Source organism: Spirosoma flavum, assembly GCF_042686045.1.
Lineage (GTDB): Bacteria > Bacteroidota > Bacteroidia > Cytophagales > Spirosomataceae > Spirosoma > Spirosoma flavum.
The window spans coordinates 1,450,854-1,463,840 of record NZ_JBHUOM010000002.1; the positions used below are offsets into that span (position 1 = coordinate 1,450,854).

Below are 12,987 nucleotides of genomic sequence, written 5' to 3' on the forward strand. Positions count from 1 at the left end.
GATATAGTTCAGTATAGAGCCCGTCCGAAAACGGCTGCTTAAATTAGCAGTTTTTTAGGACTTATGCGTAGGAAGATTCATAAAACACCCGAACGGTTGGCTGGCGTTCGTATTGATGCCGTAGCTGCCGAAGGAAAGTGCATTGTGCGTACCGAAGAGGGCGTAATTTTTGTTGAAAACCCTACTGGCGGACCGGGTGTTGCGCCGGGGGATGTGGTAGACCTGCGCATTACCAATACCAAAAAGCAATACCGAGAGGCTGTTGCCGAACGCGTTCATGAATGGTCGCCGTTGCGAACGGAGCCATTTTGTGAGCATTTCGGTACCTGCGGGGGCTGCAAGTGGCAACACATTCAGTACGCTGAGCAACTGGGCTTTAAACATCAACAGGTTGTCGATCACCTGACGCGTATTGGTAAGGTAGCCCTGCCCACCATTTTGCCCATTCTTCCTGCCCATCCAACGCAATATTACCGTAATAAACTCGAATTTACCTGTGCTGAAGGGCGTTGGCTGACGCCGGGCGAAGTAAGAACCGACCAACCGATTGACCCGCGAGCCGTTGGTTTTCACGTGCCCGGCCGCTTCGATAAGGTGCTGCCTATTCGTCATTGCTACCTCCAACCTGATCCGTCTAATGCTATCCGGCTGGCCGTTAACGACTTCGTGTTTCAGAATGATGTTACGTTGTATAATCTGAAAGTGCATACCGGCTATCTACGAACGCTCATTATCCGTACTGCCGATACTACGCAGCAGATTATGGTAACGTTGCAGGTGGCCCATGACAACCCCGAGTTGTTAGACGGACTAATGAGTCATTTGCAGGTACTGTTTCCACAGATTACCTCGCTGAACTACATCCTGAACAGAAAGAAAAACGACAGCTATCAAGATCAGGAAGTGGTAAATTGGGCTGGAAAAGCCTATATTGAAGAACAGATGGACGACCTGACGTTTCGCATCGGTCCGAAATCGTTCTACCAGACTAATGCCCAACAGGCGCATAATTTGTATAAAGTAGCCCGGGAATGGGCCGGACTTACGGGCCGTGAACGTGTGTACGATCTCTACACGGGCACGGGCACGATTGCTCTTTTTGTGGCCCGTCAGGCACAGCATGTTGTGGGTGTGGAATATGTCGAAGCGTCGGTAGCGGATGCGCGTGTCAATGCTGATGTGAACGGTATTACGAATACAACGTTTGTAGCCGGGGATATGAAAGATATCCTGACCGACGACTTTTTCGATCAGCACGGTCGCCCGGATGTGGTCATTACCGACCCGCCCCGCGCCGGTATGGATGAGGCCGTAACCCGTCAGCTACTTAAGGCGGCACCTGAACGGATTGTGTATGTCAGCTGTAACACAGCCACTCAGGCCCGTGATCTGGGTATTTTAGATGAAGGCTATGTTGTGTCGAACGTGCAACCCGTGGATATGTTTCCGCACACGCACCATGTAGAAAATGTAGTGCTTCTAACGAAGCGATGAATGTCTGTTGATATCGAACGTAGTACAGTTATGAGAACCACATCCGCGTGGGCGTTTCCGATATTAACACTACGTTCGATGTCAACAAATGTGCAAATACTATCTACGGGCAGCGGGCGCATGGCTTTTTTTCCATTGAGTAACATAGTCCATTGCTTCACGGAACGTCGTTACCCAGTATGTCTGGTTGTGACTCGCCAAATATTCAGCTAACTTTTTATGCTCTGTAGCCGACACGGCAATCCATTGACTACCTACACCATGAAACATGTAAACCCCTAATCCGCCTTGCTGAGCGGCTTTTTCGGCATACGCAATCAAGTCGACAGAGGTGTTTGTGGGTTGGACAGCCCAGGAAGGAACCTGTAGATTATCCAGTGTAGCAAAATTAGTAACGACAGCATCCGTACTGCTGCCGCCCATGCGTCCATAACTTACCATCCCCGACCGCCGAAGCGTATCAAGATAGGAAACGCCCCCGGCGGTGGTATCTCCACACGGAAAGGCAAAGGTGCGCTTAGTCGTCTTGCCGTCAAGTAAATACAGTTGAGTGCTCATCGACTGAACTTCCTTTAAAATGCGCTCAAACGTGTAATTGTCCAAAGCCCATGCTGGCTTCCAACCTCTCGATGCCAGACATGGATGAAACAAGGTGTGATTAGCTAACTCATGGCCTTTCAAAGCGGCAAGCCGCCATCGATCGGCCATGTGATTGTCGGTTATGGAATTTAGAAAGAATGTTCCCCTTATGTTGAGGGAATTGAGGACGGGTATCGCCTGATCAAGTTGACTACTCATTCCATCATCATACGTCAGGCAGATAGCCGCTTTAGCTCCGTTGGGCCAGTCAATGCGTTGCGCCTTGCTTTGTCCTGATAAACAGAGCAATAAAATATAAAAAAGGCTAGATGCAGTTCGTAAGAAAGTTGTCATCCGTTCAGGCCAGTACCCGATTTGATTCAAATGAGTATAAGCAGATGATGGGGGCAATTTACCATTGCTTGGGCCAACAGGAATCTAAAATTCCAAATAGGGCGTAATCTTCTCAATAGTTTTTGCATCCAGAATCCGGATGGGTTTCAGCGATTCAGCTGAAGTGTAGGCACCGTGTTGTTCGCGATACGTAACAATAATCTGCGCTTGCCGACGGGATAAAAAAGGGTGTCGGTCCAGTTCATCGGCAGTCGCTGTATTGACCGGGATTTTATGCACTGCCGACTGAATCTTGCCGAATTTATTTAACTCGTCCAGCGCGAGTGAATCCAGACCATAAATCTCCCGGAATTGCTCCGTCGAGACGAAGCCACCGAGTCCATCACGGAATTTAATGATACGCGTAGCCAGCGTAGACCCAATGCCTTTCAGAGCAATTAACTGAGCCGTATCGGCGGTGTTAATATCAAATGGCTGAAGAGCCAGTTTAACAGGTCGTTCTGGATACGCTGGTCGCTCCGAAAAAGCTGGTCGCCCATTGGTTTTATAGGGTTCGTTGGTATATGGTTTGTCTGCTCCAAATCGATCATTGCTAAATCGATCCGAATGCGGAGTTTCTTTCAGCGTAATATAGGGTTCAAGCTGGTCGTAGAGGTCGGGTGGGAAGTCATAGATTTTAAGTAAATCTTCCTTTTTTCGGAACTGCCCACCCTTGCTGCGGTATTTATCGATACGGTCGGCCATCCAGCGCGGCAGACCTAATTGTTGCCATCCAGCCACGCTGACCGTATTAGGGTCGAAATTGAAAAGCTTTGGTTCGCTGAATCGTTCAGTGGTTGTTTTGTCTTTATCCCGACGATCACCAAACTGGGGATGTTTAGCTTCTTCCGTCTGCATCAGGGCAACAAGACTGTCGAGTTTGCGCTGGTCGGCCTGGGTGGTGTCAATAGGTTTTCGGGCGGCTGCAAACCGATAGATAAACGGAATAAGCAGGCAGAGCAGCGTCAGGCAAATCAGAACGGCAAATCCCCTTGCCTCCTTGTGTGAAAATCCGAAGTAATCGCGGATAAGGGACTGGAAGCGAGTAAACATGCCCCTTAGACGATACCCTATTAAATTGGTAACTATTTACTAAAAAGCTAATTAATTAATAAGCCTTATTTTGATAATTTACTGATAGTGAATTAGTTGACATTGTGTGTTCTACGTATGACGTAGCACTAAAACCCCATAAGCCAACCTCAAATCATACTTATATCGTACTGACGACAAGCCGTCATTCTTCTTTGTTTATTGACTAGTGTCTATTTTAACAGTAGACAACGTATTTTTGCCCCACGTATGAATACTAATCAAGAAGCGCCAGCCACAACGCTGCAAGATATTATCGCCCACGCCAAAGAGTATGGCTTCGTGTTCCCATCTTCCGAAATTTACGATGGTTTACAGGCCGTTTACGACTATGGCCAGAATGGTGTTGAACTCAAAAATAACCTCAAAACGCTGTGGTGGAAGGCTATGACTCAACTCCACGACAACGTTGTCGGGATTGACGCGTCGATTTTTATGCATCCACTGACGTGGAAAGCGTCGGGTCACATCGACTCGTTCAACGATCCGATGATTGATAATCGTGACTCAAAGAAACGTTACCGCGCCGACCAGCTTTTGGAACTCAAAGCCGAAGCGTACGCCAACGCAGGTGATGAAGCCAGAAGTACGGCACTATTGCAGGAAATGGGCCGGTTGTTGGGCGACAACGACCTCGAAGGCGTTCGGAATCTGATTATCGCTGAAGGCATTAAAGATCCCGTGTCGGGCACCGACAACTGGACAGAAGTACGACAATTCAACCTGATGTTTTCGACGCAGGTGGGTTCACTGGCCGAAGATTCCAGTTTGATTTATCTCCGTCCTGAAACGGCGCAGGGGATTTTTGTCAACTTCCTGAACGTGCAGAAAACGGGTCGGATGAAGATTCCGTTTGGTATTGCTCAAATCGGGAAAGCCTTTCGGAATGAGATCGTAGCCCGTCAGTTTACGTTCAGGATGCGCGAGTTTGAACAGATGGAAATGCAGTTTTTCGTGCGTCCTGGCACTGAAATGCAGTGGTATGAACGGTGGCGCGATGCGCGGATGCAATTCCACCTGGCCGTTGGTTTGCCCGCTGAAAGACTCAAATTTCACATCCACGAAAAGCTGGCGCACTACGCCAACGCAGCCGTAGATATTGAATATAAGTTTCCGTTTGGTTTCCGTGAGATGGAAGGAATTCACTCCCGCACTGATTTTGATCTAAAAGCACACCAGGAACTAAGCCGTAAAAAACAGCAGTACTTCGACAATGATATTGATGAAGCGACGGGCAAACCCTATGGTAATTATATTCCCTATGTGGTTGAAACGTCTGTTGGAGCCGACCGCTTATTTTTGGCGGTATTCTGCAATGCGTTTACCAAAGAAACCGTTGGTGAGGGAGATCAGCAAAAAGAGCGGACCTATTTGAAACTGCATCCGGCGTTGGCTCCTGTCAAAGCTGCCGTGTTCCCACTTGTTCGCAAAGACGGTCTGCCCGAAAAAGCGGAAGCAATCGTTAAGAATCTTCGCTCGGAGTTTCGGGTGGTGTATGAAGAGCGCGATGCCATTGGCAAACGTTATACCCGGCAGGATTTAATTGGTACACCATTTTGCATTGCCGTAGATTATCAGACGCTTGAAGACGACACTGTTACGGTCCGGTATCGCGACACAACCGAGCAAATCCGTATTCCGATTAGCGAACTGAAAGCCCATATCGGGCAGGCTGTTTCGATGGAGCGGTTGCTTGAGAAGATGTAAACAGTTCAATATATCAGTTACAGAAAAGCCACGGACAGTACTGTCCGTGGCTTTTCTGTAACTGATATATTAGAGAAAAAAAAAGTCTTTACGCTTCGCCAACCAGCATTAAGGCACCTACTGTCACGTTCGAGGTTTCATCAATCAGGATAGCCCCACCCGTGGCGCGATTGGTTGAATATGGATCGAAACTGATAGGTTGGGCTGTGCGTAATACGACTTTGGCCAAATCATTCAATTTCAAGTCTTCAACACCCTCAATCTCTTCGTAGGTATTGACATTTAGTTGATACGCAATTTGGCGAACCGAGCAACGGGTACGAAAAGTGCCAACCTGCAACACATACTTATTGCCCACCTTAAGTTCCTTCGAGTCCATCCAGCAAATCATTGCTTCGACCGTTTGGCTACTAATTGGCTGACTATCAGAGCGAACAATCAGGTCGCCCCGGCTAACATCAACATTGGTGGCCAGATGTAGCACGACCGACATAGGCGTAATAGCCTCGTCCAGTTTGGTTTCGGCAATTTCTATAGCGTCGATGGTTGAGGTCTCGCCAGAGGGTAACACCGTTATGGCATCACCTTTGCGAAATAGTCCACTGGTGATTTTACCTGCATATCCCCGGTAGTCGTGTAACTCGGCCGTTTGCGGGCGAATGACATACTGTACCGGAAAACGACTTTGCTCCAGATTGACATCATCGTCAATTTCTACCGTTTCCAGATGTTCCAGAAGGGTCTGTCCTTCGTACCATGCCATTGATTCCGATCGGTCAACAACGTTATCGCCATTGAGCGCACTCATCGGAATATAGGTTACGTGCTTGACATTCAGTTTCTTGGCTAATTCGGCATAGTGGATGCAAATGTCCGAAAATACATCCTGCGAATAATTCACGAGATCCATTTTGTTGATTGCCACCACAATATGTGGGATACCCAAAAGCGAGGTAATTAATGAATGCCGACGTGTTTGTTCGGCCACGCCATGCCGCGCATCGACCAGCACAATGGCCAACTGGCAATTCGACGCACCCGTAACCATATTGCGCGTATATTGAATGTGTCCCGGCGCATCTACAATAATGAACTTACGGGCTGGCGTCTGAAAATAGCGGTAGGCTACATCAATCGTGATGCCCTGCTCGCGTTCGGAGCGGAGGCCATCGGTCAACAGAGCCAAATCTAGTTCGCCATCATCGCGGCTTTTGCTGGCGCGTTCGATGGCCTCGAGCTGATCGGCCAGGATAGATTTGGAATCGTAAAGAAGCCGCCCAATGAGCGTACTTTTGCCGTCGTCAACCGAACCGGCAGTTATAAATCGTAATAGGTCCATTTACTCAATATTCGTGAAGTCGATATGACGATAAAAATTGCTTTGTTTCGACATATCGTACTCTGTTTGGTTAAAATTACCCAATTTTAATTTCGTTTGTATAACGCTCTCCATGTCCAATTTCAAAACCGGAATACGTTCTGTAATGGTTACAAAGACGATCAGTTTATCTATGCCTACATAATCGTGAGCCACTATATTGCGGAGCGCTTTAATAGTTTGCCAGTGAATATGGGTGTAACGTTGTTTTATTTCCTCGCCAATGCGACTGACTTGTTCGCCAATATGTAACAGTTGTAACAGGCAGGCATTGAAGTCTTTCTGATCGTTTGCTTCGAAGAAAATAAATGGATCATCATAACCCACAGCATACAAATTGATTTTCCCAATTGCTTCAAGAATCCGCAAACAATAGACTAAAGATGTTTTAGGACTGGGTTGCATAGCGAACATCGGCTAAAGCTCGGTGCAGAATAATTGGTTCTGCATATTCTTTTAGCATAAGATCTACTGGAACATTTAGGTCTGTTTGCAATGCATCACGTAGGGCAATAAGTTGTTTATATGGGATTTTTTCATCGATTAATAAGTCGATATCCCGGTATGACTCCCCTCGTACAAAGGAGCCAAATACACCGATACGGGTTAGGCCAAAACGATCAAAAACCTGTCTCTCTCTTAAGTAGGTTTGCAGGGATTGAAAGTCGTTGATGGGCATACGCTAGACGGTCAGTGTAATACGATTGCTCATTAATCAAAAATATCCACCTTTTTTGCGGTCTTCCATTGCGGCTTCGGATAGCTGGTCGTCCATGCGGGTTTCACCCCGTTCGGAGATGCGTGTGGCCTGAATTTCGTCGATAACCGTGTCAAGTGTCTCGGCTGTTGACTCCGACGCGGCTGTGCAGGAAATGTCACCAACGGTGCGGAACCGTACCCGGCGCGTCACCAGTTGATCATTGGGTTCCGGTTTAATAACCCCCCCCGCGGTGGCCATTAATTTGCCATCGCGGATGATCAACTCACGGTCGTGGGCGAAGTAAATACTTGGGAGCGTGATTTTTTCGCGCCGAATATAGTTCCAGACATCAAGTTCAGTCCAATTTGAGATCGGGAATACGCGAACGTTTTCGCCCTTGTGAATCTTGCCATTGTAGAGATTCCAAAGTTCGGGCCGCTGGTGTTTAGGGTCCCAGGAGCCGAACTCATCGCGCACGGAGAAAACCCGCTCTTTCGCCCGCGCTTTCTCTTCGTCCCGACGGGCTCCGCCAATGCAGGCATCGAATTCAAACTCCTCGATGGTGTCTAATAAGGTAAAGGTTTGAAGGCCGTTTCGGGTTGCATTGCGACCCGTTGGCTCTTTCAATTTCTTTTCGCGGATGGTATCCTCGACGTACCGAACAATGAGTTTTTCACCAATTTGTTCGGCTAGATTATCCCGATAGTCGAGCGCTTCCTGAAAATTGTGACCTGTATCAATGTGCACTAACGGAAACGGAAATTTACCCGGCCGAAATGCTTTCAGCGCCAGATGTACTAACGTAATGGAGTCCTTGCCACCCGAAAATAACAAGGCGGGTCGCTCAAATTGACCGGCAACCTCCCGCATAATGTGGATGGCTTCGGATTCGAGCTGGTCTAAATAATCAAATTTCATTCTTTGAATCGTAATTTCAGATCACTAAATTATCATTCATTAGACCTGAATTTTTCCAGGCTATGTCTGAATAACTTATGGTTTGAATGCTTCCTCGTGAGTGTGTAACCCACACTCTTTCTTTGAGTTGTCTTCCCACCACCAGCGGCCCGCGCGGAAATCTTCGCCCGGTTGAATGGCGCGGGTGCAGGGTTGGCAACCAATGCTCACAAACCCCCGGTCGTGAAGTGGGTTGTAGGGTACATTATTATCTTTAATATATTGCTTCACTTCGTCAAAGGTCCAATCCATCAATGGGTGGAATTTGAAGAGACTATGAGCGTCGTCCCATTCGAGTTGAGGCATGCTTTGACGATTGGCTGATTGTTCGGCGCGAATGCCTGTAATCCAGACTTTCTGGCCTTTCAACGCTCGGTTCAATGGCTCAATTTTTCGGATACCACAGCACTCTTTCCGATTCTCAACGGAATCATACATACTATAAGGTCCTTTTCCCGTCATTAGCCCTTCTTCGGCTGTCCTGTCTGGAAAATAGGCGTCAATTTTCGTAGCGTAGCGGTCGTTGGTTTTTTTCCAGACCGAATAGGTTTCCGAAAACATGCGACCCGTATCGAGCGTAAAAATCTTGATAGGGATGTTGTTAGCTAAAATCAGGTCTGTAATAACCTGATCTTCATAGCCCAGGCTGGTCGAAAAAATGACTTCGCCGGGAAACAACTCAACCAGCGCGCGCAGGGCGTCAATATTGCTCAGACCGTGTAGTTGTCCGGTCAGGCTTTCGAGTGAATAAGTCGGTTCCGCAATCATAATTTTTAGCCAAACCCACACGGTTTTAATACCGCATAAGTTTATTTATGTAACGTTATCGCCTTGCCAGTTTTGGCCGATTGCCGGGCGGCATCCAAAATTTCCATGACGATTATATTATTTTCTAATGACGTTAATTCGTCGGGTTTAGTTTCGCCATGCAGGAGCCTCGCCAGATAGGCAAACGGATCGGTAGCCGGGGCATCTGCTAAAGTGGCCTCGGCAGCATGTTCAACCTTTTCATCTTTTAGTCTGATGCGCATTCTGGTGCCGTCTACCGTAAAGACGTAGCCCGTTTGTCCATATACTTCCATATCCTTGCGGGCAAATGGCCAATTCCACGATGCCTGAATAATTGTCTGCGTTTGCGGATAGGTCAGAATAATGGTCCCTTCATCGTCTACCTTAGGATAAATGTCCGGTTTGATTTGCTGGGTCACGGCCAGTACCGATACCGGGCGTTGGTTGTGCATAAGCCAGGTGGAGAGATTGGCTCCGTAGCAACCAAAATCGAACAGCGCTCCGGCACCGTTCGCAACGGGATCTGTCAGCCAGTCCAGAAACTCTTTATTTACACCAATTTCTTTAGGTCCCTGATGCCCATCGTGAACGACAATTTTTCGTAGGTCGCCAACGGCTTTCTCCGTGTTTGCCAGCGCGTACGCTTTATGGTTACTGCCGTACCAGGTTGTCTCGTAGTTAGTCAGTAGCTGAATATTATTCTTTTTTGCCAGTGCTTCCATCTGTTTGGCATCAGCGAAACTCGTTGCCAGCGGTTTTTCGACCATAACGTGAATGCCACGAGGGGCACAGGCTTCCACTGTTTTCTTATGGTCAACAATCCGGCCAAAGTCCGTGACGGCTTCGGGCTTTGTTTTGTCGAGCATTTCCGCAACCGTTGCATAAACCAGACTCATGCTGTAGCCGTGCTGTTTTGCAAACCGTTCGGCTAGTTCGCGGTTGGGTTCGGCAATACCCACAATCTCAATATCTGTCTGGTTTGGTTGCTTAAATGCCTTATTCAGAATGCCATGTACATGCGTATGAACCAACCCAACTACTCCCACGCGGAGCGGTTTTTTAGTGGACTGGGCATGGGCAAATTGAGTCAGAAGAAATAACAGATAGAGCGTATAACGTAGCATGAAAGGCTGGTTTAAGGTGTCTGGGTAATTGGTGGATAGTAGAACGTCTCGTGCTGTAACCAAGTCCACTAGACGAGCCATCCGTTACACTACCCTCTCTTTAACCACTTCTGCTGACTTTTCTACTGCTTGAGTGAAATCGTCAATCAAATCCTCAATGGCTTCCAGACCTACCGAAATTCTGATCAAACCCGGTGTAATACCCAATGCGGCTTTTTCGTCGGGTTTTAGTTTTGCGTGGGTAGTCGTGTTCGGATTCGTTACAATCGTGCGGGAATCGCCGAGGTTTGAGGAGAGCGTTGGTATTTGCAGCGCGTCGAAAAAGGCGCTAACCCGTTCGAAACCACCTTCCAGTTCAATCGTAACTATGGCACCGCCCGCACTCATTTGCCGTTTTGCCAGGTCGTATTGCGGATGGGAGGGAAGAAACGGATACAATACGCGCTCAACATCGGTGTGGGTATCCAGTGCTTCGGCCAGTTGCAGCGCGTTGCGGCAATGGCGTTCCATACGCAACTCCAGCGTCTCTAAACTTTTCGACAGCACCCATGCGTTGAACGGCGATAGGGACGGACCGGTATGCCGGGCAAAAAAGCGAATCGGCTGAATCAGGTCGGCACGACCAACAACAATCCCGCCCAATACGCGCCCCTGACCATCCATATATTTTGTGGCCGAATGCACCGACAAATCCGCACCAAAATCAATGGGTGTTTGCAGAATTGGTGTCGCAAAGCAGTTGTCCACATTCAAAATAAACCCGTATTTCTGTTTCAACCGGCCCATCATTTCCAAATCGACGAGTTCAAGGCCGGGGTTAGAGGGTGTTTCCAGATAGACCATACGGGTGTTGGGTTGCATGGCGGCTTCCCACTCCGCTTCGGTGGCGGTAGCATCTACATACGTGTGGGTGATGCCCCACTTACTCAAAATCTGGGTAATAATTTGGTGCGCTGACCCAAACAAGGCCCGGCAGGCCACCAGATGGTCACCTGATTTCAGTAGACCGGCCATGCTTGCAAAAACAGCCGCCATTCCTGTGCCTGTAGCAATGCCGTCTTCAGCATTTTCTAACATGCAAACCTTATCCACGAACTCTGTTACGTTGGGATTTGAAAAACGCGAATAAATATTTCCTTCTTCCGTTTCCTCGAAAAGGGCTTTTCCCTGTTCAGCGCTTTCGAAAGCAAAACTCGATGTTAAGTATAACGGTACGGAGTGTTCGCGATTCTGTGATTTCTCCGCCTGAATGCGAATAGCTTTGGTTTGTTTTTTCATGCTGTCTGGTCCGGCGTGTGAAGATGGTTTTGAGAAACCGACTTCTGCTCGATTTACCTATGTCGGTTTTGAGATGGTACCGGCCACCCGGACCAACTTCACATTAAATGATTAAAAAAACTTAATGATTTTTCGCAAACTTACGAGGATAACGACAATTCCGACGAGGATCATCATGGTTTTAACGGGTAATTTGCGGGATAAATGGGCGGCAATAGGGGCTGCAATCATGCCGCCCAGAATAAGGCCCAGAATCACCATACCATAATTGCCTAGGCCGACGTATAACGCAAAAACCACCGACGAGGCAAACGAAACAAAGAACTCGGCCAGATTGACCGAGCCAATGGTATAGCGCGGGTGCCGCCCCGCAGCAATAAGGGTTGAGTTCACGATTGGTCCCCAGCCCCCTCCACCAATGGCATCGACAAAACCGCCGAACCACGCCAGCAGACCAATCTGCTTAATGGGTTTTTTCTTGGGTTGCTTGGCCAGTGCTTTCTTGAGAATTAAGATACCCAGAATGGCCGTATAAACCGATATAGCTGGCGATAAATAGTTGGCAATGACCTCAACGTCAGCTAGCTTGACAATGAGAAACGCACCCAGAGCGGCCCCGATAACGCCCGGAATCAGGACAGCCTTGAATAACCGGCTGTTCACATTACCGAACTTAAGGTGCATATAGCCTGACACACCACTGGTGAAAATTTCGGAACTGTGAACACTAGCCGTTGCGAATACCGGACTGATTCCTACACTCGTCAGAAATGTTGTGGCTGTTACGCCATAGGCCATGCCTAGTGCGCCATCGATCATCTGCGCGACGAACCCGGCCATAATAAAGTAAAAAATATCGGGCGTGATATCAATGGCACTGGCGATGAGTGTTAGTCGATCCAGGGTGAAGTAACTCAACAGGAGATGCCCTACGATCATAAACGCGAGAGCCGCAAAAACATAAATTGCGATTTCGGTACGGGTCCGCCGTCGTAGTAATGGGCGAGACAGGCCGGTTTGCACGTTTGCCGAAGGGAATGCAGATCGTAGCGCAGCAGCTTGTATGGACGCATTATCTCCCTCAATATTAATAGTTAGACCATTAAGGTCTAGTCCCGGTTTTGGCGTTATGACCGTGTCATTGGCCGAATCGGTTGTGGAGATAATCGGTGATTGCATAAGGTATTAATGCCTATCGAGTTAATAGATTATTTCTCTTATGAAAAACGGCACGTCGATGTGCCGCTAGTATAACTGACGCTAAATCAGCACGCTTAATTAGGGCGCTGATTTAGGAGTGGGACAAAGGTAAGAAAATGAAGCGAACAGATGCAAGCCGAGACTATAAACAGCGTATAGAATACCAATCGTTCAAGTCACTCGAATGACCGAATAAGCGCTACTAATACGCTATGTATTCCAACTTTTATGCGTTCCCTAGTCCCTAGCGACTACAGTGGAATAAAAGGAAAATAAATTTGACAAATTACAAGATG

General features: G+C 47.9%; 12 protein-coding genes. 2 read left to right on the forward strand and 10 right to left on the reverse strand.

What is annotated here, in order from left to right:
* Positions 1–63 precede the first annotated feature (63 nt).
* A complete protein-coding gene (rlmD, locus tag ACFS25_RS11480) occupies positions 64–1,494 on the forward strand; it encodes a 23S rRNA (uracil(1939)-C(5))-methyltransferase RlmD (protein WP_381500193.1) in 1,431 nt (476 codons plus the stop codon).
* A gap of 99 nt (positions 1,495–1,593) precedes the next feature.
* On the opposite strand, the gene ACFS25_RS11485 is transcribed toward rlmD, so the two are convergent.
* Together ACFS25_RS11485 and ACFS25_RS11490 are read right to left on the reverse strand one after the other, a co-directional pair.
* A complete protein-coding gene (locus ACFS25_RS11485; protein ID WP_381500197.1) occupies positions 1,594–2,427 on the reverse strand; it encodes a polysaccharide deacetylase family protein in 834 nt (277 codons plus the stop codon).
* Positions 2,428–2,511: 84 nt separating this feature from the next.
* Positions 2,512–3,519 (reverse strand): helix-hairpin-helix domain-containing protein, encoded by a 1,008-nt coding sequence (locus ACFS25_RS11490; RefSeq protein ID WP_381500200.1) that lies wholly within the window; start codon positions 3,517–3,519, stop codon positions 2,512–2,514.
* Between the two features lie 249 nt (positions 3,520–3,768).
* Between ACFS25_RS11490 and ACFS25_RS11495 the strand changes: the two genes are divergently transcribed.
* Complete coding sequence (locus tag ACFS25_RS11495; protein ID WP_381500203.1) at positions 3,769–5,265, forward strand: glycine--tRNA ligase; 1,497 nt, start codon at positions 3,769–3,771, stop codon at positions 5,263–5,265.
* 88 nt (positions 5,266–5,353) lie between these two features.
* On the opposite strand, the gene ACFS25_RS11500 is transcribed toward ACFS25_RS11495, so the two are convergent.
* The 8 genes from ACFS25_RS11500 to ACFS25_RS11535 form a co-directional block, all read right to left on the reverse strand.
* Positions 5,354–6,604 carry a sulfate adenylyltransferase subunit 1 gene (locus ACFS25_RS11500; protein WP_381500205.1) on the reverse strand — a complete coding sequence of 417 codons (1,251 nt, stop codon included), beginning with the start codon at positions 6,602–6,604 and terminating at the stop codon, positions 5,354–5,356.
* The gene (locus ACFS25_RS11505) at positions 6,605–7,048 is read right to left on the reverse strand and encodes a HepT-like ribonuclease domain-containing protein (protein ID WP_381500208.1); all 444 of its coding nucleotides are present in this window, start codon (positions 7,046–7,048) and stop codon (positions 6,605–6,607) included.
* Positions 7,032–7,322: a nucleotidyltransferase family protein gene (locus ACFS25_RS11510; RefSeq protein ID WP_381500210.1), complete on the reverse strand. Its 291-nt coding sequence runs from the start codon at positions 7,320–7,322 to the stop codon at positions 7,032–7,034. Before ACFS25_RS11510 ends, ACFS25_RS11505 begins: the two co-directional genes overlap by 17 nt.
* Before the next feature lie 36 nt (positions 7,323–7,358).
* Positions 7,359–8,261, reverse strand: a complete 903-nt coding sequence (gene cysD, locus ACFS25_RS11515; protein WP_381500213.1) for a sulfate adenylyltransferase subunit CysD — start codon at positions 8,259–8,261, stop codon at positions 7,359–7,361.
* 75 nt (positions 8,262–8,336) lie between these two features.
* Complete coding sequence (locus tag ACFS25_RS11520; protein ID WP_381500216.1) at positions 8,337–9,068, reverse strand: phosphoadenylyl-sulfate reductase; 732 nt, start codon at positions 9,066–9,068, stop codon at positions 8,337–8,339.
* A gap of 41 nt (positions 9,069–9,109) precedes the next feature.
* Positions 9,110–10,213 (reverse strand): Gfo/Idh/MocA family protein, encoded by a 1,104-nt coding sequence (locus tag ACFS25_RS11525; RefSeq protein ID WP_381500218.1) that lies wholly within the window; start codon positions 10,211–10,213, stop codon positions 9,110–9,112.
* Positions 10,214–10,297: 84 nt separating this feature from the next.
* Entirely contained in the window at positions 10,298–11,491 is a 1,194-nt protein-coding gene (locus tag ACFS25_RS11530) for a trans-sulfuration enzyme family protein (protein WP_381500220.1), read from the reverse strand.
* Positions 11,492–11,602: 111 nt separating this feature from the next.
* Positions 11,603–12,670, reverse strand: a complete 1,068-nt coding sequence (locus tag ACFS25_RS11535) for a sulfite exporter TauE/SafE family protein (RefSeq protein ID WP_381500222.1) — start codon at positions 12,668–12,670, stop codon at positions 11,603–11,605.
* Positions 12,671–12,987: the final 317 nt, after the last annotated feature.

Bases quoted from the DNA above. Each gene is read 5' to 3' on its own strand.
- rlmD (WP_381500193.1), top strand. From the start codon at position 64: ATGCGTAGGAAGATTCATAAAACACCCGAACGGTTGGCTGGCGTTCGT.
- ACFS25_RS11485 (WP_381500197.1), bottom strand. From the start codon at position 2,427: ATGACAACTTTCTTACGAACTGCATCTAGCCTTTTTTATATTTTATTG.
- ACFS25_RS11490 (WP_381500200.1), bottom strand. From the start codon at position 3,519: ATGTTTACTCGCTTCCAGTCCCTTATCCGCGATTACTTCGGATTTTCA.
- ACFS25_RS11495 (WP_381500203.1), top strand. From the start codon at position 3,769: ATGAATACTAATCAAGAAGCGCCAGCCACAACGCTGCAAGATATTATC.
- ACFS25_RS11500 (WP_381500205.1), bottom strand. From the start codon at position 6,604: ATGGACCTATTACGATTTATAACTGCCGGTTCGGTTGACGACGGCAAA.
- ACFS25_RS11505 (WP_381500208.1), bottom strand. From the start codon at position 7,048: ATGCAACCCAGTCCTAAAACATCTTTAGTCTATTGTTTGCGGATTCTT.
- ACFS25_RS11510 (WP_381500210.1), bottom strand. From the start codon at position 7,322: ATGCCCATCAACGACTTTCAATCCCTGCAAACCTACTTAAGAGAGAGA.
- cysD (WP_381500213.1), bottom strand. From the start codon at position 8,261: ATGAAATTTGATTATTTAGACCAGCTCGAATCCGAAGCCATCCACATT.
- ACFS25_RS11520 (WP_381500216.1), bottom strand. From the start codon at position 9,068: ATGATTGCGGAACCGACTTATTCACTCGAAAGCCTGACCGGACAACTA.
- ACFS25_RS11525 (WP_381500218.1), bottom strand. From the start codon at position 10,213: ATGCTACGTTATACGCTCTATCTGTTATTTCTTCTGACTCAATTTGCC.
- ACFS25_RS11530 (WP_381500220.1), bottom strand. From the start codon at position 11,491: ATGAAAAAACAAACCAAAGCTATTCGCATTCAGGCGGAGAAATCACAG.
- ACFS25_RS11535 (WP_381500222.1), bottom strand. From the start codon at position 12,670: ATGCAATCACCGATTATCTCCACAACCGATTCGGCCAATGACACGGTC.